We start from the raw sequence: 23,045 nt of genomic DNA, 5'->3' as shown, positions 1-23,045 counted from the left end.
ACGGTTATTAAGTATCATATTGTGGGAAAACCGTTTTGCAGTATAAACGTCTATCGCGTATAATGCAAAAGGGTAATGAAAAGAACGAGTTCGGCACAATATACAGAAGACAACGGTAGGACGAACCACACTAAATGTCACTGATTCGTTGATCTGTCAGTCGCTTTGCGCGTTCTGATCCATTTTAATCTATATATGAAGTAAAACGCGGATCTCTCCCGCAACCAGCAACCATCATGCTGTGTGGCGCCGAATGCTGAACGTGCTTGGCGAACGATTAAGCGTGTAACGCTTAATCGGGTATGGCTGATCAATACTTTACGGAAAGAAGGTAGAGATTATGGAACTATGGTTTACGGAGAAACAGACCCCTGTATTCGGGATCACCGCGAAGATTAAGCAGACTTATGTAACAGAGCAAACAGACTTTCAAGATTTGGCCATGATAGAGACTGAGGAATTCGGTAATATGCTGATCCTTGACGGTATGGTCATGACGACAGTAAAAGACGAGTTCGTGTATCATGAAATGGCTGCTCACCCTGCACTCCATACCCACCCGAATCCGAAAAAGGTATTGGTTGTTGGTGGTGGTGACGGTGGCGTAATCCGCGAAGTCATTAAGCACAGTACAGTGGAAAAAGCAGTTCTCGTTGAAATTGACGGTAAAGTGATTGAATATTCCAAAAAATATTTGCCTGAGATCGCCGGTAAGCTGGACGAGCCTAATGTGGAAGTTCTTGTGAACGACGGCTACATGCATATTATTGAACATAAAAATGAATACGATGTGATTATCGTAGACTCCACCGAGCCAGTAGGGCCAGCTGCTCCATTGTTTGAGCGCGGTTTCTACCAGGGCATTTATGAATCACTCAAAGAAGACGGAATCTTCGTTGCCCAAACGGACAACCCTTGGTTCAAGGCAGACTTAATCCAGAAGGTGAACAAAGACGTCAAAGAAATCTTCCCGATCGTACATGTGTACGGCTGTAATATTCCAACATACCCAAGCGGTCTGTGGACATTCACCATGGGTAGCAAAAAACATGACCCGCTTGCGGTGGATGAGACTCAAATTCCGGAGATGGATACGAAGTATTACTCTCCGCGTCTGCACAAAGCGGCATTTGTACTTCCTAAATTCGTGGAAGATTTAACGAAATAAAGGGGAAATCAATTAATGAAACTGGATCAAGCTTATTCAGGAAATGTATTTATTTGCAGCTCTGAGGATTATGAAAATTCCAAAGCGGTTATCTACGGTATGCCGATGGATTACACCGTCAGCTTCCGTCCGGGCTCCCGTTTTGGCCCATCTCATATCCGCCAGGCATCGGTTGGACTCGAAGAGTACAGCCCATACCTCGACAAAAGTATCGTAGACATGACGTACTTTGATGCTGGAGATCTGCTCTTGCCTTTCGGTAACGCTGGACGCAGTCTTGAAGTAATTCATGAATACATCGGTAGCCTGCTGGCTGACGACAAGTTCCCGATTGGTCTCGGCGGAGAGCATCTGGTTACTTGGCCGGTCATTCAACAAATGTATAAGAAATACCCGGATCTGATCTTGATTCATATTGATGCACACGCAGACCTTCGTGAGAACTATGAAGGAGAGCCACTGTCCCACTCTACACCAGTACGTAAAGCGGCTGAGTTGATGGGCGGCAAAAATATTTATCAATTCGGCATTCGTTCCGGTTCCCGCGAGGAATTCCAGTATGGACGCGAGAACATTAACTTCTATCCGTTTGAAGTTGCAGCTCCAATGAAGGAAGCTCTTCCGAAAATGGGCAACCGTCCAGTGTATGTGACCATTGATATCGATGTGCTTGATCCATCTGCAGCACCAGGAACAGGAACGGCAGAAGCAGGTGGCATTACATCTAAAGAACTGCTGGAAGCGATCCACATGATCGCAGGCTCTGATGTGAACGTAGTTGGATGTGATTTGGTTGAAGTTGCGCCGATCTATGATCCGACACAACAGACTCAGATTGTGGCTGCGAAAATGATTCGTGAAATGCTGCTTGGATTCGTGAAGTAATAGTTAAAATTAGCGCCTCTCTATCTACGCCTGATTGTAACCTGCGTAGAAGGGGGGGCGTTTTTTTTAAAATATAAGAGAATTAATCTACACGTATAATAGTGTTGAACCATGATTTTACCGAGGGGAGTAACAAGTTAAATTAAGTTAAGTTAACTTAACTTAATTTAACTTTCTGCCCTGAGCTATGCTATACTGGATACATCAGCATTCAGTAATATATTAATTGATATATTACAATCACGGAGTATATGGTGATCGGGTTCGACCATATACTAAAAAAGAGTCCTTACCGCGCCAACGGTAAAGACTCTTAGGACCCGAAAGGCTGTGGATTGCCACGGCGCGCATGAATTAAATACAGTTATTCAAGCGAAACCCACCGTCAGGCTCCTAACCTATGAGGTGGGTTTTCGCTTGCTACGAAACTTTTTGCGTAACCAACGGTACAGCTTTCGCCCACTCAGCACAATACTGAGGATCGCAGCAATCCATCGGATTACATCAAGCAACGCCACAAGATTGACCATCGACGTCACCCCCTTTCGGGAAGCTACGCCATGATCTGGAAAACATCCACCGTTATTCAAAGTCCATAAGAAATATTATAGCACGTCTGTTCCCATCCCTCTACCATGAACTGGACTGATCATACATCGTAAACCAGCACTTCAATATATGATTGGTCTGACTGGAGATAAGTCTCTGAATAGGGTATTTGTATAGAGAAAGTTCCACATGGAACAATGTTGATTGAATCTCAACTAGTAGCTTCAATGAGACGAGAGATAGATCGAAACGCTTCAGTTTGTCTATGTGCCAAAATATTTTGCCGCGTATATTGCATTAAACGAAGAATTATATTGGAATTATAAGGATGTTATTTCAAAAATGAGTAGGGTAAACACACTCTAACGTTGCTCTCGAATTGAATAGAAGGATAAGTAGACTCTCTCCAGCCACTAGAAGCACGGAAGGGTCTATTTGCAGTGTCACATTAATGGTTGAAACCTGTTCAAAAAAGATATATTGTAAGCGATAACAATATACTTTCTAGGAGGTTGAATTAATGGTTAACGTTACTTTAAAGGCAGATTCCAATCAAGGATTAATAAATCGCAATATCTATGGGCACTTTTCTGAACATCTGGGTCGTTGCATTTATGAGGGAATATGGGTCGGAGAAGACTCACCTATTCCGAATACTGAGGGCATTCGAAATGATGTATTAACAGCACTGCAAAAGCTAAATATTCCGGTGCTCCGTTGGCCTGGTGGCTGTTTTGCCGATGAGTACCACTGGAAGGATGGCGTTGGGCCGCTGAGTGAACGTGCACGAATGATCAATACGAACTGGGGCGGCGTTGAGGAGAACAATCATTTTGGAACTCATGAATTCCTGAGACTGTGTGAATTGCTTGGAACGGAGCCTTATATTAGCGGTAATGTCGGAAGCGGTACAGTTCAAGAGATGCAACAATGGGTGGAATACATGACGTTTGACGGCGAATCACCAATGGCCAATTGGCGGAAGAGCAATGGTCGAGAAAAGCCATGGAAATTGACGTACTTTGGGGTAGGTAACGAGAACTGGGGATGCGGCGGCAATATGCGAGCAGAATATTACGCTGACGAATACCGCCGATATGCCACATATGTGCGCAATTATTCCGATAATCAGATTTACAAAATTGCATGTGGGCCAAATGAGGATAACTATCATTGGACAGAAGTATTAATGCGTGAAGCTCATCAGCATATGAGTGGACTCAGCTTACACTACTACACTCTCCCAACGGGCGTATGGCAGGATAAAGGTGAAGCGACTGGTTTTAATGAAAGTGATTGGTTCCAGACGTTGAAGCGCACACTTCATATGGAAGAATTAATTGTGAAACATTCTGAGATTATGGATAAGTACGACCCTGAATGTAAAGTCGGTCTGATTATCGACGAGTGGGGCACATGGTACAACGTGGAGCCAGGAACCAATCCAGGATTCCTCTATCAGCAAAATACAATGAGAGATGCCCTGGTAGCAGGTATCAATCTGAATTTATTCAATAAGTATAACAAGCGGGTGCAAATGGCAAACCTTGCACAGATCGTGAATGTGCTGCAAGCACTTGTGCTTACTGAAGGCGAGAAGATGATCCTTACGCCAACATATCATGTCTTTGATATGTACCAGGTTCATATGGACGCGGAGCGACTGGAGCTGAATTATGAGAGCCCTGGATATACTTTTGGTGAAGATACAATCCCACAGCTTAGCTTGTCTGCATCACGTGATCAGGAAGGTGTAATTCATGTGACCGCATGTAATCTCAGTCATACGGATGAGCTGGAAGTGGTGTGTCAATTGCAAGCTACCGATTCTTCCGTTGCCTCAGGACGCATTCTGCACCACGGGGAGATTGGTGCATTTAATACGTTTGAGCAGCCAGAGAACGTTACTCCATCAGAATGGAAGGGTATTACGCTCGGAAATGGTCAATTGCGTTTCGTATTGCCGCCGGCATCTGTTGGAGTCATCGCAATCAAGGCATAATGCTATGAACAGCCGTTTATCTATGGAAACAGGTCAGAAATCTGAACGTTCGCTTTGCAAAGGTTGCGATGATCAATATGATATACAGATTAGTGAAGCCAAGCTAGCGCGTCTTGTGGAGCTGGCCTCACGTTCACGTCCTGTTGTTGCAGATGCCGAATATGAGCGGAGATTATCCTCCTGTTACAGCTGTCCGGCATTACAGTACGGTAGCACTTGTCGGTATTGTGGTTGTTTGGTACAGGTACGTGCCAAATTGCTAGATTCGACCTGTCCATTCCCGTATAATTCACGATGGATCTGATTGAAGCCCTAATCTTAATTACTATATTAATGAGAGAATGAGAGCTGCGCTGAATGAATTGTCCTCGCTAAGCAGGCAGGTGAAAAATAAAACCTGATACTGTAAGGGGGCATATCATAGGGTGCTGCTCTTCTTTTTTGCTGCTTGAGAACAAAAACTCTGAATTTGGATTTGAATTGAGCGGGTGAACTGGATATAGTTATACAGTAGAGTGTAGGATAGAAGGCTATCCGGTAATATAAGTGCGTATAGCGGTACAACGATACGGGAAGGGCTTGGTTAGATCAGCCTCTCGTTTTTGGCGCCGCCTCGAATATAATGGAGGTTAACATTCATGTCGAACATGCGACCGGTTCAGATCCGGCTGCACAGCCGCTATGAAGGTGAAGATGTGCTGCAGGAAATGCAGGGTGAAGCTGTGCTGAAAGGGTCTGTTCTCTATGTTCGTTACCAGGAACCACAGACTGGCCCAGAAGGTGGTATTACCCGAACAACATTGAAAATGGGCGGACAATCCATCAAGATTATACGTCACGGCGAGGTGGAATCGGAGCAGACGTTTGAATTAAACCGGAAGCTTCCGGGCTTTTATCGTTCCCCTTACATGGCGTTTGCCTTGTCCACGCATACACAGGAGCTGGAACTTTCCATTCAGGGATTGAACGCACGCGCAGCGTGGAGCTACGACTTTTACCGCTTTGACGAAGAATCCGGACATTTCGCGATTAGTTTGCATATACAGGAGGAACCAATTTCATGACACGTAATCCACTAGATACAATTAATGAACGGGTAAGCACGGCGATCGGCAATGCCATCGTTACTGCTGGAATCGTTACGCAGGATGAGTTACCTGCCATCACGCTTGAAGTACCTCGGGACAAATCCCACGGTGATCTAGCAACCAATGCTGCGATGCAGCTCACCAAGATTGCTAAGCGCAATCCTCGTCAGATTGCGGAAGAGATTATCGCCAATCTGGATCTGGCGGATGCTGGCATTGAGACGGCTGAGATTGCTGGGCCAGGCTTCATCAACTTCAAGTTGGACAAGAGCTACCTCTATCCTGTGCTGGAGCTTGTACAAGAGCAGGGTGAGAATTACGGAAGAATTAATGTTGGTGAAGGACGCAAAGTCGAAATGGAGTTTGTCAGTGCCAACCCAACAGGCAGCCTGCATCTGGGACATGCCCGTGGAGCAGCTGTAGGTGATGCGCTGTGCAATATTCTTGATTATGCGGGTTACAATGTAACGCGTGAATATTACATTAATGATGCGGGTAACCAAGTGTTTAATTTGGCTCGCTCCATTGAAGCACGTTATTTGCAAGAGCTAGGCCAAGATGCTGAGATGCCAGAAGACGGCTACCATGGTGAAGATATTAAAGGGTTTGCGAAGGAATTGGTTGCCGAGAAGGGAGACAGCTTGCTGTCCATGCATCCAGGAGATCGTGCCGCTTACTTCCGTGACTATGGTCTGGAGAAGGAACTGGATAAGATCAAACGCGACTTGAATCGCTTCCGCGTTAACTTTGATATCTGGTTCAGTGAGACTTCCCTGTACGATAATGGCGAAGTGCTTCGCGTGCTGGATGAATTACGTGACCGCGACGAGATCTATGAGAAGGATGGCGCAACTTGGCTGAAAACGATGCAATATGGTGACGACAAGGAACGTGTATTGATCAAGAATGATGGTACGTACACTTACCTGACACCAGACATCGCTTACCACCGTGATAAATATGCTCGTGGCTACGACACAATGATTAACATCTGGGGAGCCGATCACCACGGATATATTCCACGGATGAAAGCTGCTATGCAAGCACTGGGTAACGATCCGGATAAACTGGTCGTGCTGATTGCACAGATGGTTAGCTTATTCCAGAACGGTGAGAAAGTGAAAATGTCCAAGCGTACGGGTAAAGCCGTAACGATGGAAGATCTGATGGATGAAGTAGGCATTGACGCCATTCGATACTTCTTCACAATGCGCAGCATGGATTCCCATCTGGACTTTGACATGGACCTTGCTATTTCGACGTCTAATGAAAACCCGGTATTCTATGTGCAATACGCACATGCTCGGGTATGCAGTGTATACCGTCAAGCAGAAGAACAAGGTATCGAGCTGTTGCCAATTTCTCAGATTAATCTATCTAAGCTGACAACAGAACATGAATTTGATCTTCTCCGCAAAATGGGCGAGCTGCCAGAAGAGATTGCCACTGCAGCTACGGGATATGCGCCACATCGCTTGATCCGTTACGTATATGAGCTGGCATCCCTGTTCCACAGCTACTACCGTGCAGAGCGCGTCATTACGGAAGACGCGGAACAAACGCAAGCGCGTCTGGCGTTGATCGGTGCTGTGCGCACCGTTATCGCAACAGCGCTTCGTCTGGTTGGCGTATCCGCACCAGACAAAATGTAACCCATGCCGCGGCGGCGCATTGCCGCCTAGGCTTGGCAAAAAGTCCCCATGCACCACGCTTGCAATGCAGCGTGAGCATGGGGACTTTTTGCAGTGCAAGCAGATGGACGCATAAGCGTGCCGTGCTTGCACCCCGGGGCTGCACCGACCGCCACCGCCGCGTGTACAAGCCTTGAAGCTTCTGTATACCGCATGCTCGCGGTATACAGAAGCTTCAAGGCTTGATCAGCCGATGGCGGTGGCGGTCGGTGCATTATGCCTCGCCCTCCTGCATAAGCCGGAGGGCGTCGATCTCGCCGCCGCGTACCTTCGTCTTCGCGGCGCTTGTTTTACGCGCGCGCAGTGGCACGGTGGCGCGCTTGACCAGCGTTTTAATTTCGCTGGGCGAAAGACCCGGATGCTTGGCAAGTAATAGTGCGATCGCGCCACTTACGTGAGAAGTAGCCATGGAAGTGCCGCTCATCTCGTGATGCTTGCCTTGCACCCATGAAGATACAATCTTGTCGCCAGGTGCGTAGACATCTACATATGCACCACGGTTGCTGAAGGACGCAATACGCCGGTTTTTGTCCGTTGCACCCACAGATATCGTCTGCGGATACCTTGCTGGATAATCAATGCTACGGCGTTTGCCGTCGTTCCCTGACGAGGCCACGATAACAATGCCGGCATGGTATGCCCGATTAACCACATCAAGGAGAGCCTTGCTGCGAGTCTTCATGCCAAAGCTCATATTGATGATGTTTACCCGGTTACGCACACACCAGTCAATGCCGAGTACGATATCGGATACATAAGCTGATCCGTTATGATCAAATGCCTTTACTGGATATATCAAAGACCGAGGGGCTACTCCGATCATGCCAGCCGTGCTGTTGGCTGCTGCAATCGTTCCTGCAATATGAGTTCCGTGACCGTTATCATCATGTGGCAGTAAACTGCGATTCAACAGATTAATCCCACGTGCCAGTGAATAACGCAGATCGGGGTGCTGATAATCAGCACCAGTATCAATTACACCGATTTTGATGCGATGTCCTGTGGAGACAGACCATACTTTAGGTGCACGAATCTGCTTCACTCCCCAGGGCACGCCTTGAACGCTGGTTGGTTTATTATGGAGCGCAGTGGCATGAAGCGAGATGGAATGATCCTCTTCCAATGTGATGTCAGCGCCATAACGACTCAATTCCTCTGGGCAGCCTACATTCGCGATAATGGAGCGTGCAAGACGGGATGAACGCACTGCCTTGAGATCGGAGAACTCGCTCCGCATTCTCGAAAGTTCCATGAGACAGGCTTCATAGTGTCTTGGTTGGTTGAACCGGATAAGGTACCGCCCCGCCTGTTCCGGTTCAGGGCTTTTCATTCCTTCAACTAAATGATGCAATAAGCCGGTATAGTCCATTATGGGCAGCCCCCTTCGGGATGAACATGCTGAGGTATTCTATGAATGCGCTCAGCCTGCCGCATGGGGAACTTGCCCTTTTTTTATAAAAAGTCCCTCACTTCGTGTCAAAAAGGGCGCAGGGACATATGATGGATGGAGGGCTAGAGGGCTCTTGCGGGGAACCTTGGTAAGGAGCGATCCTACGAGGGTATACAGTCAGAAGACGGAGGGGACTCCGTCTTTTTCCATTTTTGCTCACCTTCTGTAGAATGGCGTCGTTGAAGTTGCTTTCCATATTATTTATCTAATCTACGTACATAAAAACTTGCTTTTTAACGCTAAATAGGTTTTACTTAGTTTTGTTAATGGATATGTTATACGTAACGATCCAGTTCGTAGGGATATAAAGTGAATTAATGTGTGAGAGGAAGTGTCTGTCAGTGAGTACCTCACTCAACTTAAAAATTGATAAGGAAAAGGTAAGAGAGATTCCTTTGGTTGACCTCGCCTTTATGGTGCTGAAAGCGGCAAATACGCCGTATTACTACCGGGATTTGATGAATGAGGTAGCGAAGCAGCGCGGAATGACTGACGAAGAAATCAACGAGTTTATCGCCCAGCTATATACCGAGATTAATATCGATGGACGCTTTGCTTGTGTCGGTACGAGTCTGTGGGGATTGAAACGCTGGTATCCGGTTGCTGGAACGGAAGATTCCATGACGGGTGCGAAACGTCCACGTATCATCAACGATGAAGATGATGATCTGGAAGATGAGGACTTCGGTGAAGAGGAAGATAGCTACAACAGCGACGAAGACTTCGACAATACTGATGATGATCAGGACGAAGATGACGACGATGATGATGACGAAGATGACATCTTCGATGAAGATGATAGCGATGAAGAAGTTCTAGTTGAAGATGATGATTTGGAAGATGAAGACCTCGACGAAGACGATGAAGAAGAGTCCGAAAACGAGGATGATTTTGACGACGATTCCAATAAGTAAACGTCATTTTTAATGTCAATAATTTACCCGTTTTACCCCGACAGACATCCTTGACAAGCAGATGGGGTAGCGGGTAAACTATTGCATGGGCTTATGAATGAGCGACAATATATTTATGTTTTTTATAAAAGTGCCCCGTCCTGCGGGAGTACTTTTTTTTGTATTTTTAGAGGCAGAATTTTGCAAAAAGAATTGATTTCCGCATGCTCCCGGTTAACGTCCGGGGTTCGTTTTTGTATATAAAAAAACGCCAATCGATTTTTTTTGATTGATGTCCTGTAGGGGACGAACCCGGATTAAGGCTCTCGGAAAATTTGCACCATTTTGTTGTAAAGCAGCGTTGTTTAAACGGTCTTCGTGAAAAAGAGCAGTTCGTAGATGTAGGGAATTTCTACCATTGCTCTTTTTAACGATGATTACCTGGGAAACGGGTTACGATAACACCATATATCGCCTGAATTTCTGTACTTATATTAGGAGGGTAATAACAGTGACAAAGTATATTTTCGTGACGGGCGGAGTTGTGTCCTCCCTGGGCAAAGGAATCACGGCTGCCTCGCTGGGCAGATTGCTGAAAAACAGAGGACTCAAGGTAACAATCCAGAAATTTGACCCATATATTAACATTGACCCGGGAACAATGAGCCCGTATCAGCACGGTGAAGTATTCGTAACAGACGATGGCGCGGAAACGGATTTGGATCTGGGTCACTATGAACGGTTTATTGATATCAATCTTTCCAAAAACAGCAACGTTACAACGGGTAAAGTGTACTCTTCCGTAATCAGCAAAGAGCGTCGCGGTGAATATCTGGGCGGTACAGTACAAGTTATCCCACACATTACGAACGAGATCAAAGAGCGTGTATTCCGCGCTGGCCGTGAAGCTGGTTCGGATGTTGTAATTACGGAAATCGGCGGAACAGTGGGCGACATCGAGAGCTTGCCTTTCCTGGAAGCTATTCGTCAGATCAAGAGCGATGTAGGTCGTGACAATGTAATGTACATCCATGTAACGCTGATCCCATACATCAAGGCTGCGGGTGAAGTGAAAACAAAACCTACACAGCACAGTGTGAAGGAATTGCGCAGCATCGGTATTCAGCCAAACGTTATCGTTTGCCGTACTGAGTACGAGCTGTCCAAAGACATGAAAGCCAAAATCGCGCTCTTCTGTGACATTGATGAGAACGCCGTGGTAGAATGCCGCGATGCGAGCACATTGTATGAAGTGCCACTTAACCTGCGTGAAGAAGGCTTGGATGAGATCGTGGTAAACCACCTGAAGCTGACTACTCCTGCACCGGATATGAGCGAGTGGGAAGGGTTGGTTGACCGGATCAGCAAATTGCAACGCACGGTTGAGATTGCAATTGTTGGTAAATATGTAGCGCTTCACGATGCATATCTGAGCGTTGTTGAATCATTGTCTCATGCTGGATTTGCATCCAACGCAGAGGTGAAGATTCGCTGGGTTCATTCCGAAGATATTACAGATGAGAACGTAGGCGACCTGTTGCATGGCGTGGGTGGTATTCTTGTTCCTGGTGGATTCGGAGATCGTGGAATTGAAGGTAAAGTATCGGCAATCCGTTATGCCCGTGAGAAAAATATTCCGTTCTTCGGTATTTGCCTCGGTATGCAGGTTTCCGTTATTGAATATGCACGTTCCATCGTTGGTTTGAACGGTGCTAACAGCTCGGAGATCAATCCAGCTACTGAATTCCCAGTAATCGATCTGTTGCCAGAGCAAAAAGATATTGAAAATCTGGGTGGTACGATGCGTCTTGGTCTGTACCCTTGTAAGCTTCAAGAAGGATCTTTGGCAATGGCTTGTTATGATGACGAGCTCGTGTATGAGAGACATCGCCACCGGTATGAGTTCAACAATGAATACCGTGAAGCTATCGAGAAAGCAGGATTGGTTATCTCCGGTACATCTCCAGATGGCCGTTTGGTAGAGATCGTTGAACTTCCGGGACATCCGTGGTTCCTGGCAGTACAATTCCATCCGGAATTCACTTCCCGTCCGAATCGTCCACAACCGTTGTTCCGTGAGTTTGTGAAAGCTTCGTTGGAGAACGCTGAGAAGTAAGTTGTTTATGATAAGGGGATGTCTCCATCCGCTCGTAATTTACGGGAGGATGGGACATCCCCTTTCGTTATGCTCTGAGAAGTCACGAATGGCATAAAATGTTTTCGACAATTTGAACCTGGAGAAGGATTTTACTGGAAGAGGTAGAATACTTATCATGACGACTATGGGATAGTTATCCAGATTCGGACGTTTATGCTTTCCTAAATCCAGGAGGTTACACAGTGGAAAATAAAAAATTGTTGATTGTTGATGACCAAAACGGGATTCGTATCCTCTTAATGGAAGTGTTCAGCAGTGAGGGATATAATACATTTCAAGCGCCTAATGGTAAGGTTGCACTTGAAATTGTAAATAACGACAAACCTGATCTCGTGTTGCTCGATATGAAAATTCCTGGCATGGATGGTCTGGAAATTTTAAAGCATATTAAAGAGATAGATCCCAACATCAAAGTCATCATGATGACGGCTTATGGGGAGCTAGATATGATTAAGGAAGCCACCGATCTTGGAGCACTCATGCATTTTACGAAACCGTTTGATATCGATGAGATGCGTGTTGCCGTCAATATGCAATTGCGAAATGATACCGCCAATAAATGCAGCTGAATCCTGTGGAAACAGGATTTTTTTGTCTATAAATAACCCAATATAACGATTGCAATAATCCAAGGTATTCCAGTGAAATTTTCAGGGAATATTGAAATTGATGATGCCGTCATGTGATATCTATGAAAACTGTGCTGCAAAGCACAGCATTTTTGCAAATGCATGTTTAGTATTTGACATGGGATGTGGTATAATAAGCCCGTATGTGATTTCGGCTAAAAACCATAGACATAACCCAAACCCCTAGGAGGATTGAAACCATGCCATTAGTATCTATGACAGACATGTTGAACAAAGCACTCGAAGGAAAATATGCAGTTGGTCAATACAACATCAATAACCTTGAGTGGACTCAAGCAATTCTTACTGCTGCTGAAGAAGAAAAGTCCCCAGTAATTCTGGGTGTTTCCGAAGGTGCAGCACGTCACATGGGTGGCTTTACTACTGTAGTTAAAATGGTAGAAGGACTCTTGATCGACATGAAAATTTCCGTACCAGTTGCTATTCACCTGGATCACGGTTCAAGCTTCGACAAATGTAAAGAAGCGATCGACGCTGGATTTACATCCGTTATGATCGACGGTTCTCACCACTCTATCGATGAGAACATCGAAATGACTAAAAAAGTAGTTGAATATGCACACGCTAAAGGCGTTTCTGTAGAAGCTGAAGTAGGTACTGTAGGCGGACAAGAAGACGACGTTATCGGTGGTATTCAATACGCTGACCTGAACGAGTGTATCCGTATCGTTAAAGAAACAGGTATCGACACTTTGGCACCAGCTCTGGGTTCCGTACACGGTCCTTACCAAGGCGAGCCAAACCTCGGCTTCAAAGAAATGGAAGAAGTTCGTGACGCGGTACAAGTTCCACTCGTATTGCACGGTGGTACAGGTATTCCTAAACACGATATCGATAAAGCAATTTCCTTGGGTACTTCCAAAATCAACGTGAACACAGAGAACCAAATCTCTTTCACTAAAGCAGTTCGTGAAGTGCTTGCAGCTAAACCAAATGCTTACGATCCACGTACGTTCATCGTACCAGGCCGTGACGCAATCAAAGAAACAGTTAAAGGTAAAATCCGCGAGTTTGGTTCTAACAACAAAGCGTAATTTATCTCAAACAGTTCCATACTGTGAAATGGAAGAACACCGCCTAGCCGGTGTCTTTCCATTTTCACACCTTATTTCTACATCGTTAGCCATCAGCACGTATTGCCGTTCATCGGCTGCAAAACACGTAGGGGGACATTAAGCTTTATGGAAAAATTGATGATTAGTGGCGGACGTCCGTTACAGGGAACTGTAACTATAAGCGGCGCCAAGAACAGCGCCATTGCGCTTATTCCTGCAGCATTGCTTGCCGAGTCAGAGGTCGTGCTTGACAACCTGCCACTTTTGAGTGATGTGGCCGTATATGCGGAAATTTTGGAGGAACTCGGGGCTCGTGTAACTTGGGAAGGCAGTCAGATGAGAATCGATCCTTCCGATATTAAATCCATTCCTATGCCGAATGGGCCTGTGAAGAAACTTCGTGCTTCATACTATATGATGGGTGCGCTGCTTGGGCGTTTCAAAGAAGCGACCATCGGTTTACCTGGAGGTTGTAACTTTGAACCTCGTCCGATTGATCAACATATCAAAGGATTTGAAGCGCTTGGCGCAACGGTTACAAACGAACATGGTTCCATTCATCTGCATGCCAAAGAGCTTCGCGGAGCTAAGATTTATCTTGATGTAAGTAGCGTAGGTGCAACCATTAATATTATGCTGGCGGCAACTCGTGCCAAAGGCTCTACAATTATCGAAAACGCGGCTAAAGAGCCTGAGATTATAGATGTAGCAACACTTTTGAACTCTATGGGTGCAAGCATTAAGGGTGCAGGAACAGAAACCATTCGTATTGAAGGGGTATCTGAACTGAAAGGCTGTCGCCATTCGATCATCCCGGATCGTATACAGGCGGGTACGTACATGATTGCTGCGGCAGCAACACGTGGAGACGTTCTGATTGATAATGTCATTCCCAAACATCTTGAAGCTTTGACAGCAAAGCTGATTGAGATGGGCGTTGGCATCGAGGAACTGGACGAGAGCATCCGAGTTATTGGACAAGCATCGTATAACCATGTTGATGTGAAGGCCCTGGTGTATCCTGGCTTCCCTACAGATTTACAATCCCCGATGACGAGTGTGTTAACACAAGCGACGGGCGTTAGTGTCCTTAGTGATTTTGTATACAGCAATCGATTCAAGCATGTTCCGGAGCTCGTGCGTATGGGTGCCAAAATCCGTGTAGAAGGACGTTCTGCGATTATCGAAGGTAGTCCTTTGAATGCGGCTAAGGTAAAAGCATCCGATCTGCGCGCTGGAGCAGCGCTGGTGATCGCAGGTCTCACCGTTAGTGAAGGTGTGACTGAAGTAACAGGAGTTGAATTTATCGATCGTGGTTACGATCATCTCGTTACTAATCTGCGCTTGTTAGGTGCAGATGTGTGGCGTGAGACGGAGTAAACGAACGACATATTGCAAGTTTACAGCAATACAGTTATTATTTTTACAGAACTGCATAACCTTTCAACAAATGGGTAAACCTATACTAATAGTTCTCAGCCTCTCCGGAACCAGGTGAAATGAAAAATCCCCTTGGCCGGAGGGTCTTTTTTTGGATTAGACATCATATGGCTGTAAGAACTGAGATCATTCCCTTTCCTCAAGCCCCCGGTTTGTTTGAACTGCGCTTCTTGGCCGGTTACCCGGATCGAACGCCTCATGACTTTTGTGTTCACTCACTAGCGGACAGTGCTGTGTATATAGCCATCCCGCCCGGAACTTACATCCAAAGACAAGTATTTGCATTATAGCGGTTACATTCCGTACAATGGACAGAAGAGAACGCGGTGTTATACTGCTCTCCATAGCCGGAGCATCTAGCGAAACTATCCATTTCACGGACTTATTAATTGAATAGGTGGTTATTATATGGATCTACAAATTTCCGATTTGGAAGAAATGAAATTAACGGACCTTTACAAACTGGCCAAAAAATATCAAATTCCATATTACGGTCAATTGAAAAAGAAAGAATTAATCTTTGCTATATTACGTGCACAAGCTGAACAAAGTGGTTTGATGTTTATGCAAGGTGTACTTGAAATTCTCCCAGAGGGGTACGGATTCCTACGACCGATTAACTACCTGCCAAGTACAGAGGATATTTACATCTCGGCTTCGCAAATTCGTAAATTTGACCTAAGAACGGGTGACCTCGTATCGGGTAAATGTAGGACGCCAAAAGAAAATGAACGGTACTTCGGCTTGCTGCAAGTCAATGCTGTAAACGGAGAGAATCCTTCGGCCGCTGCGGAAAGACTTCATTTCCCTGCACTAACTCCATTATATCCGCAGAAAAAACTGGTTCTCGAAACATCCCCCAACCATTTGTCCACTCGCATTATGGATGTGCTTGCTCCAGTAGGTCTGGGTCAGCGCGGATTGATCGTAGCACCTCCCAAAGCAGGTAAAACACTTCTCCTTAAAGAAATCGCCAACAGCATCTCAACGAACAATCCTGAAATTGAACTATTTGTCCTGTTGATTGATGAGCGTCCGGAGGAAGTAACGGATATGTCTCGTTCGGTTAAAGGTGAAGTTGTGGCTTCTACGTTTGATGAGCTGCCTGAAAACCACATTAAAGTTGCTGAATTGGTGCTGGAGCGTGCGCTTCGTCTTGTAGAAGCCAAAAAAGATGTCGTTATCTTGCTGGATAGCATCACACGTCTTGCTCGTGCATACAACTTGGTTATTCCGCCATCTGGTCGAACGCTTAGTGGAGGTATTGATCCTGCGGCATTCCATCGTCCTAAACGTTTCTTTGGATCTGCGCGGAACGTGGAAGAGGGAGGAAGCCTGACTATTCTGGCGACGGCTCTGATTGATACCGGTTCTCGTATGGATGATATTATCTATGAAGAGTTCAAAGGGACGGGCAACATGGAGCTTCATTTGGATCGTCGTTTGGCAGAGCGCCGTATATTCCCTGCGATTGATATTCGTCGTTCGGGTACTCGTCGTGAAGAAGTGCTTCTTAGCAAAGAAGAGCTGGATACAATTTGGACTATTCGGAAAAATATGAATGACTCACATGATTTTGTTGAGAGCTTCTTGAAAAAGCTGCGTAACAGCAAAACCAATGCAGAGTTCCTTGCCGCATTTGATGCAGCAGCCAATAATCCAACGAGTAATTCAGGCACAACAACTACCCGTCGTTCACCAAGACAAACAGCCACATCAGCAACAACAACCTAGTTGATTATGGGCTGATTGGACACTCGTCGTTTAGGCTTAACCCATATAGATGTGAGGAGAACATCATGTATTTAGTATACGCAGATGAAAAAGGTAATGTATTTGATCACCCGTCCTTGTATGGACTTGCACGAAGTGGTGATATGATTGTTGAAATTATGGAGGATGAGCTTATTCCTCTGCCGGATGGTGCGACATTGGTGGGATTGCCGAGTACTCGTCCAATTGGTATGGATCCCGATACGGGCGAGATGTTGCCAATGCCTAGTGATACACAAGCTGTAGGTGCGTTGTTGCCACAAGGCTTCACCCGGTTGTGCCTGCCAGGTTATGTGAAGACAGACAAAGAGTATAAGTTGCCTTTGTTCGGTTATTCCGCAGTTGTCTGGAAAGATGGCGGTTTCTATGTCACGGCTGCGAAGTCGGATAGTCCAGATAAGTGGAATCCGCTTAACTGCGACCGGGATGATGTGAAGTCAGGTGTGAATCATTTGACGAAAAAATATCCGGAAAATCGCCTGTATACTCATTTGTCGAATTGTGCCCTTGGATATGAATGCTTAACATCATCCAACACGTTCCTGAATCGTTGGGAAGGCGGCGTGCCTGTATCATACTCCTGTAATGCCGGCTGCTTCGGATGTATTTCAGAACAACCTGATGACAGTGGTTTTGTATCTCCGCAGACACGTATGAATTTCCGTCCACGTGTAGATGAAATTGTTGAAGTCATGCTGGAGCATTTGAAAACACCGGAATCCATTATCAGTTTTGGACAAGGCTGTGAGGGTGAACCTTCTACACAGGCGAAATTGATTATTGAAGCTATTCGTGAAGTGCGTTCCATCACGGATATGGGATACATCAACATTAATACGAATGCTGGATTGAATGATCATATTAGAGGTATTGTAGATGCGGGGTTGGATCTCATGCGCGTAAGTACAATTAGCGCTTTGGATCATCACTATAATGCCTACTACAAACCTCGTGGGTATACATTGGCAAATGTCGAGAAATCCATGAAGTATGCCGCTGAACAAGGTGTATACACCTCCATTAACTATTTGATCTTCCCTGGTGTAACGGATCGTGAGGAAGAGATTGAAGCGATGGTTGAGTTTGCACGCAGAACTAAACTACGTCTCATTCAGATGCGTAACCTCAATATTGACCCTGAGAGTTATTTGGAGCTGATTCCTCCGGCTCAAGGTGACATACTGGGAATGAAGCAGATGATCGAGATCTTCCAAGAAGAGTTGCCTGATGTTGTGATTGGCTCGTTTACACATGTTCCACCAGCTGGAATGGCACGTCCTAAGCGTCTAATCACCTCTTGATAATAATGGATTGCAACTGGCATTATGCCATGTTATAATCTTCGGAGTTGTGCCATTTACTCTGGGTCCGCTTGAGGCTCAGGGCGGAAAGAGGTGAAAGGTAATGAAAGAAGCAATTCATCCTAAATACACGATTGGTCAAGTATCCTGCGCATGCGGTAATACTTTTGAGACTGGTTCGGTTAAAGACGGACTTCGTGTAGAGATTTGCTCCGCGTGCCACCCGTTCTTCACTGGTAAACAGAAGTTTATCGATGCTGGCGGTCGTGTGGATCGTTTCAAGAAAAAATACGGTATCTAATTCAGCAATTCTTAGGGAATTGTCTGCTAATTGCATCCAAAACCACCCCTGCCAACTCGGTAGGGGTTTTTATATGTTTTTTTGCGTAGGGACAGTGGAGAAGGATTAACGATAAGGAAACTAGTTTCTAGATTTTTTAAAGCCTAGTCTTCAACATCCTGATGTAGGCCGAGCCGCATTCTAGAGCGATTGGTAACAATGATTCAGCTTTCCCAATTTCCCTCTGGTTGCATTTTATATTCCCTTACGTTATACTATTTCTTACCGTGCTAGATGGGGAGGTAGCGGTGCCCTGTAACTCGCAATCCGCTACAGCGAGGTTGAATTCCTGCTAGAGGTTTTGTCGATGTGAGGTTTGGTCCCTGAACGTGGTGTTGACGGTTGGGTCCTCCGCAATGAGTACTCATGAACCTGGTCAGGTCCGGAAGGAAGCAGCCATAAGTGAGATCACTCTTGTGCCGGAGGGTTGCCTAGCCTGAGCTATTGTTCAGGGGTGCCACTTGGATCGCAATTATCGATAGCAGGTGCACGGCTTACGATTAGAATTAGAGACCTTTGCAGTTGTATGTATGCAGAGGTCTTTTTGATATGTCTACAAAAAAACCACGCAGAAATGGGTCAGATAAAGTTTGGATTCACCCCGGAATATAGTATAATGGGGGAACGACAAAGGACTCGAATGCGAAGTGGAAGGAAGGTAACGCATCATGGAGCATATCGCGTTATACCGGGCTTGGCGTCCCCAGTCGTTCCAAGATATGGTGGGGCAACAGCATATTATTCAGACCTTGCAGAACGCGATTCGTGAACAGCGGACTTCCCATGCCTATTTGTTTAGTGGCCCTAGAGGAACGGGAAAGACAAGTGCTGCCAAGATTTTGGCCAAAGCTGTGAACTGCGAACGCGGACCTGCGCCTGAGCCTTGTAACGAGTGCGAAGCATGCCGGAGGATTACAACCGGTTCGGTCATGGATGTACAAGAGATTGATGCGGCATCCAACCGTGGTGTTGAAGAGATCCGTGATCTTCGGGAAAAGGTTAAATATGCGCCAACCGAGGTTCGGCAGAAAGTTTATATTATCGATGAAGTACACATGCTGACGACAGAGGCATTCAATGCGCTACTTAAAACGTTGGAAGAACCTCCTCCGCATGTTATGTTTATTTTGGCAACAACAGAACCCCATCGTCTACCGGCTACAATTATATCTCGCTGTCAGCGATTTGATTTTCGCCGAGTGTCGTTGGAGGAACAGACAGCACGCCTGGCTCTAATTTGTGAGCAAGAAGGTATGGAAGCTGACCATGACGCGCTTCAATATATTGCCCGTCTGTCTGATGGGGGTATGCGGGATGCGCTTAGCGTACTGGATCAGATCTCTTCATTTACGGATGGGAAGGTAACCTATCAGCAGGTCATGGATATGACGGGTGGGATTCCATCTGAACAATTTGCGAAGCTGGCTGCCTCTCTGTTGAAGGGTGATGTCGGTCATATTCTGCAGATGATTGAAGGATTTATGCATGAAGGCAAAAGTGCGGACAAATGCATGGAGAATTTGCTTTATTATTTCCGTGATTTGCTTATGATTAAGATGGTACCAGATGCAGATAAGCTAACGGATCGTGTACTCAATCCGGAGTCATTCCGAGATATGGCTGAATCATTCACTAAGGAACAGTTGTTCCAAATGATTGATACACTTAATCGGTACCAGAGTGAGATGAAATATGCAGTCCAACCACAGACGCTATTTGAAGTTGCGTTGCTCAAGCTATGCAGTATTCCAGCGCAAGGTGCAGTGGCTGATCAGGTGGTGGTAGCTTCGTCGAGTTCTGGATCTACCGCGCCATCGGCCGATAGTGGAGAGATCGGCAGGTTGAAGCAACAGCTTGCTGAGCTTGAGAAGAAACTAGATCGCGCACTTAAGAGTGGGTTATCTGGTGGGGAATCTGCCTCAAGCAGCCCTTCTCGTCCGGCGACACGTGCTCCTGTGTCTAGAGGAAACTCGCCGGCGAAGTTGCCCGCGCAGTTGGATCAGTACGTTACGCGTAAAGGATCGCCTGAGTTTATGGAGATCAGCAAGAAGTGGAGTCAGATTTTGCAACGCGTAAAAGAGGAGAAAGTCACAGTTCATGCTTGGTTTATGGACGGTGAACCGGTATCTTTGTTGGAAGACAACGTATTAGTGGCTTTCAAAAATAACATCCATCGCGAAACGACCGAGAAGCAGGCTAACCGTGAAGTGATTGAACGTGTGCTGTCTGAACAGCTTGGACGTTCAGCACGTCTGGTGACGATGATGCTCAAGGATTGGACTGGTGCAATGGAAGGAGCTTCTGAAGCGCCAAAGGAGGACTTTAAGCTTGAACCTGAGCATGAAGATGGAGGTTCAGGCAGCAAGCAGCCTTGGATAGATGAAGCCATTCAGCTATTTGGTGAGGATCTTGTTGTGATTAAGGAATAGATTTACTATACGCCTGGTGCGATAACTATACCTAAGGAGATGAAAAGATATGAATAACATGAACCAAATGATGAAACAAGTGAAGAAAATGCAGGAGCAAATGTTGAAAGCACAAGAGGAACTTGCGGACAAAACGGTTCAAGGTACTTCTGGTGGTGGCGTTGTGACAGCAGAGGTTAACGGACATAAGAAATTGCTTGCTATTACAATCAAACCTGAAGCAGTAGATCCAGAAGATGTAGAAATGCTGCAGGATCTTGTAATGACTGCTGTAAATGATGCTATGACCAAAGCTGATGAGATTGCCAATCAAGATATGGGTAAATTCACAGGCGGTATGAAAATTCCGGGATTATTTTAATTTAAATTGATCCTGTAAAAGGAGACGCAATCGATTGTATTATCCCGAACCGATAGCCAAGCTAATTGATGCCTTTACTCGTTTGCCGGGTATTGGACCTAAGACAGCGGCGCGATTAGCTTTTCATGTGCTTAACATGAAGGAAGACGATGTTATTGACTTTGCCAAAGCACTTGTCAGTGTGAAGCGTAACCTTCATTACTGTTCTGTGTGCTGTAATATCACAGATACAGATCCATGCCGGATCTGTCAGGATAAATCGAGGGACAATTCGGTCATCTGTGTTGTTCAGGATTCTAAAGATCTGGTGGCTATGGAACGTACGAAAGAATTTGATGGATATTATCATGTCTTGCAAGGTGCGATCTCTCCTATGGAGGGTATTGGGCCGGATGACATTCGTTTGAAGGAATTGCTGACTCGGTTGAGTGATGAACGAGTACAGGAGTTAATCCTGGCAACGAACCCGAACATTGAGGGAGAGGCTACAGCGATGTATATTTCCCGGTTGGTTCGTCCTTTCGAAATTAAGGTAACTCGTATTGCTCATGGGTTGCCTGTTGGTGGAGACTTGGAGTATGCAGATGAAGTAACATTATCCAAAGCGCTGGAGGGTCGTAGAGAGGTGCGTTGAACGCCTAGTTATGATCTGAAGGATGGTATTCGATGTGTTATTTTAATAACTGATGAGTATAGCAACGTAAACCGGTTTAATCAGAGAACCCTCCGGGGTTCTCTTTTTTTGTTTTTACTGGATATGTAGGTAGGTGGCCTTAAGGAGCGAATGTGGTGATATTGAGACTTGGAAGCCTGTGTGCAGGAATATTCGTGGATTAAGTTCTAAGTTTGTCCTCTCCTTGATATGTATGAGATATGCTGTTTCAGATCTGGAGGGGGAGAGCTTATGTTGTTTTGGAAAAGTGGCAGGCGCTCATCTAATGATAGACATACGCAAGTGTTGAAGGAACGAGAAGCAGAACAGATTTACACTGATATTCAAAAGGCTAAGCTGGAATGGGAGAGAGCAGTGAGGCAGTTCGAAGAGGCGCAAGGGGAGGATGAGATTGATTATGCGATCTATGTGTTAGAAGCGGCTGAGCGAAAGTACCAGATTCATTTGAAGCGAGCTAAGCGGGTTGAAATGGATGGGGCAGTGATGATGGATCGAGGCCTCAGTGGGTAAATGAGTTAACTGAATGAGATGGAGGGGATATCATGAAAAGTGTAATACTAGGAAGTGTGCTTATTGTATCGTTACTAGCGCTGTTGATCATCCTGTTTAAGAAACGAATCGGACTCGCTTGGCTTACATCTTTCGGAATTCATCTTGTGCTAGCTGCTGTGGGGATCTATATCGTTAATTACTCTGGATGGATTACAGGGTCATACATCCCTCTGAATCCTGCCACAATAGGTACAGTGAGTATTCTCGGGCTGCCTGGAGTAGGATTATTATTGGGCTTGAAAATTTCTTTGTTTGGGTAGTTGACTCTTCATGTGTTTCTGTGATACATTATATCTCGTTGCTTTGCTTGCTTGGTTGAGACATTTTGTAGAGATTAATGAGTTCGAAAGAGCTCGAAAAAAGAATTTCAAAAAAATGCTTGACTGAAACATACGAAGCATGGTATATTATAAAAGTCGCCGCTGAGACAAAATGGTGACGGTAAATGAAGAAAATTATCAAGTTTGATCTTTGAAAACTGAACAACGAGTGAGTAATCATCCTGCTTGCAGGATGAACAAAATGAGATTTTTAATCTCGTCAGATTCAAAATGAGCTAATCGCTCTTTTCAATACTTTATTGGAGA

Annotated in this window: 22 protein-coding genes and 1 other RNA gene; 20 read left to right on the top strand and 3 right to left on the bottom strand. The window is 45.5% G+C overall.

From position 1 onward, the window contains the following. Nucleotides 1–340 precede the first annotated feature (340 nt). A complete protein-coding gene (speE, locus tag M3636_RS28515) occupies nucleotides 341–1,168 on the top strand; it encodes a polyamine aminopropyltransferase (RefSeq protein WP_128099810.1) in 828 nt (275 codons plus the stop codon). A 15-nt stretch (nucleotides 1,169–1,183) separates the two neighbouring features. Continuing rightward, nucleotides 1,184–2,053, top strand: coding sequence for an agmatinase (gene speB / locus M3636_RS28510; protein WP_145326605.1), 870 nt, complete (start codon nucleotides 1,184–1,186; stop codon nucleotides 2,051–2,053). Nucleotides 2,054–2,451: 398 nt separating this feature from the next. Here speB and M3636_RS29645 read toward each other — a convergent pair whose 3' ends face one another. Next, nucleotides 2,452–2,583: a hypothetical protein gene (locus M3636_RS29645; RefSeq protein ID WP_260866136.1), complete on the bottom strand. Its 132-nt coding sequence runs from the start codon at nucleotides 2,581–2,583 to the stop codon at nucleotides 2,452–2,454. 539 nt (nucleotides 2,584–3,122) lie between these two features. Between M3636_RS29645 and M3636_RS28505 the strand changes: the two genes are divergently transcribed. The 4 genes from M3636_RS28505 (at nucleotide 3,123) to argS (ending at nucleotide 7,344) form a co-directional block, all read left to right on the top strand. Beyond that, on the top strand, nucleotides 3,123–4,604 hold the full coding sequence (locus M3636_RS28505; RefSeq protein WP_251384697.1) for an alpha-N-arabinofuranosidase: 1,482 nt from the start codon (nucleotides 3,123–3,125) through the stop codon (nucleotides 4,602–4,604). 4 nt (nucleotides 4,605–4,608) lie between these two features. Then, nucleotides 4,609–4,908 (top strand): DUF6171 family protein, encoded by a 300-nt coding sequence (locus tag M3636_RS28500; protein WP_251384696.1) that lies wholly within the window; start codon nucleotides 4,609–4,611, stop codon nucleotides 4,906–4,908. 334 nt (nucleotides 4,909–5,242) lie between these two features. After that, nucleotides 5,243–5,668 carry a YwiB family protein gene (locus M3636_RS28495; protein WP_128099813.1) on the top strand — a complete coding sequence of 142 codons (426 nt, stop codon included), beginning with the start codon at nucleotides 5,243–5,245 and terminating at the stop codon, nucleotides 5,666–5,668. Then, a complete protein-coding gene (gene argS / locus M3636_RS28490; protein WP_128099814.1) occupies nucleotides 5,665–7,344 on the top strand; it encodes an arginine--tRNA ligase in 1,680 nt (559 codons plus the stop codon). The genes M3636_RS28495 and argS overlap by 4 nt, the downstream gene beginning before the upstream one ends. A gap of 26 nt (nucleotides 7,345–7,370) precedes the next feature. Here the strand turns inward: argS and M3636_RS28485 are convergent, their stop codons facing one another. Both M3636_RS28485 and M3636_RS28480 read right to left on the bottom strand, forming a co-directional pair. Continuing rightward, nucleotides 7,371–7,598 carry a hypothetical protein gene (locus M3636_RS28485; protein ID WP_251384695.1) on the bottom strand — a complete coding sequence of 76 codons (228 nt, stop codon included), beginning with the start codon at nucleotides 7,596–7,598 and terminating at the stop codon, nucleotides 7,371–7,373. Then, on the bottom strand, nucleotides 7,598–8,752 hold the full coding sequence (locus M3636_RS28480) for a S8 family peptidase (RefSeq protein ID WP_128099816.1): 1,155 nt from the start codon (nucleotides 8,750–8,752) through the stop codon (nucleotides 7,598–7,600). The genes M3636_RS28485 and M3636_RS28480 overlap by 1 nt, the downstream gene beginning before the upstream one ends. A gap of 422 nt (nucleotides 8,753–9,174) precedes the next feature. Between M3636_RS28480 and rpoE the strand changes: the two genes are divergently transcribed. The 14 genes from rpoE (at nucleotide 9,175) to M3636_RS28410 (ending at nucleotide 22,718) form a co-directional block, all read left to right on the top strand. Beyond that, nucleotides 9,175–9,747 carry a DNA-directed RNA polymerase subunit delta gene (gene rpoE, locus M3636_RS28475; protein WP_128099817.1) on the top strand — a complete coding sequence of 191 codons (573 nt, stop codon included), beginning with the start codon at nucleotides 9,175–9,177 and terminating at the stop codon, nucleotides 9,745–9,747. A gap of 490 nt (nucleotides 9,748–10,237) precedes the next feature. Further along, the gene (locus tag M3636_RS28470; RefSeq protein WP_128099818.1) at nucleotides 10,238–11,842 is read left to right on the top strand and encodes a CTP synthase; all 1,605 of its coding nucleotides are present in this window, start codon (nucleotides 10,238–10,240) and stop codon (nucleotides 11,840–11,842) included. A 224-nt stretch (nucleotides 11,843–12,066) separates the two neighbouring features. Beyond that, nucleotides 12,067–12,453: a response regulator gene (locus M3636_RS28465; RefSeq protein WP_056698157.1), complete on the top strand. Its 387-nt coding sequence runs from the start codon at nucleotides 12,067–12,069 to the stop codon at nucleotides 12,451–12,453. Between the two features lie 260 nt (nucleotides 12,454–12,713). After that, nucleotides 12,714–13,568: a class II fructose-1,6-bisphosphate aldolase gene (gene fba, locus M3636_RS28460; RefSeq protein WP_056698160.1), complete on the top strand. Its 855-nt coding sequence runs from the start codon at nucleotides 12,714–12,716 to the stop codon at nucleotides 13,566–13,568. Nucleotides 13,569–13,715: 147 nt separating this feature from the next. Next, nucleotides 13,716–14,969 (top strand): UDP-N-acetylglucosamine 1-carboxyvinyltransferase, encoded by a 1,254-nt coding sequence (locus tag M3636_RS28455; protein WP_251384694.1) that lies wholly within the window; start codon nucleotides 13,716–13,718, stop codon nucleotides 14,967–14,969. Between the two features lie 468 nt (nucleotides 14,970–15,437). After that, nucleotides 15,438–16,763 (top strand): transcription termination factor Rho, encoded by a 1,326-nt coding sequence (gene rho, locus M3636_RS28450; protein ID WP_056698164.1) that lies wholly within the window; start codon nucleotides 15,438–15,440, stop codon nucleotides 16,761–16,763. A 65-nt stretch (nucleotides 16,764–16,828) separates the two neighbouring features. Continuing rightward, nucleotides 16,829–18,103, top strand: a complete 1,275-nt coding sequence (locus M3636_RS28445) for a radical SAM family protein (RefSeq protein ID WP_251384693.1) — start codon at nucleotides 16,829–16,831, stop codon at nucleotides 18,101–18,103. A gap of 103 nt (nucleotides 18,104–18,206) precedes the next feature. Further along, nucleotides 18,207–18,404: a 50S ribosomal protein L31 gene (gene rpmE, locus M3636_RS28440; protein WP_056698168.1), complete on the top strand. Its 198-nt coding sequence runs from the start codon at nucleotides 18,207–18,209 to the stop codon at nucleotides 18,402–18,404. A 264-nt stretch (nucleotides 18,405–18,668) separates the two neighbouring features. Further along, an RNA gene (gene ffs / locus M3636_RS28435) (signal recognition particle sRNA large type) lies at nucleotides 18,669–18,936 on the top strand. Between the two features lie 175 nt (nucleotides 18,937–19,111). Then, the gene (dnaX, locus tag M3636_RS28430) at nucleotides 19,112–20,872 is read left to right on the top strand and encodes a DNA polymerase III subunit gamma/tau (protein WP_251384692.1); all 1,761 of its coding nucleotides are present in this window, start codon (nucleotides 19,112–19,114) and stop codon (nucleotides 20,870–20,872) included. Nucleotides 20,873–20,921: 49 nt separating this feature from the next. After that, nucleotides 20,922–21,233, top strand: coding sequence for a YbaB/EbfC family nucleoid-associated protein (locus M3636_RS28425; protein ID WP_024628773.1), 312 nt, complete (start codon nucleotides 20,922–20,924; stop codon nucleotides 21,231–21,233). A gap of 34 nt (nucleotides 21,234–21,267) precedes the next feature. Next, nucleotides 21,268–21,867 (top strand): recombination mediator RecR, encoded by a 600-nt coding sequence (gene recR, locus M3636_RS28420; RefSeq protein ID WP_128099822.1) that lies wholly within the window; start codon nucleotides 21,268–21,270, stop codon nucleotides 21,865–21,867. Nucleotides 21,868–22,137: 270 nt separating this feature from the next. After that, nucleotides 22,138–22,416, top strand: coding sequence for a DUF2508 family protein (locus M3636_RS28415; protein WP_251384691.1), 279 nt, complete (start codon nucleotides 22,138–22,140; stop codon nucleotides 22,414–22,416). Between the two features lie 32 nt (nucleotides 22,417–22,448). Beyond that, entirely contained in the window at nucleotides 22,449–22,718 is a 270-nt protein-coding gene (locus tag M3636_RS28410) for a pro-sigmaK processing inhibitor BofA family protein (protein WP_128099824.1), read from the top strand. The last annotated feature ends 327 nt before the right edge of the window (nucleotides 22,719–23,045 follow it).

The organism is Paenibacillus sp. MER 99-2, from assembly GCF_023714095.1.
Lineage (GTDB): Bacteria > Bacillota > Bacilli > Paenibacillales > Paenibacillaceae > Paenibacillus.
Note: the sequence above shows the minus strand (reverse complement) of the source record. Positions and strands in the feature narration are given on the sequence as shown.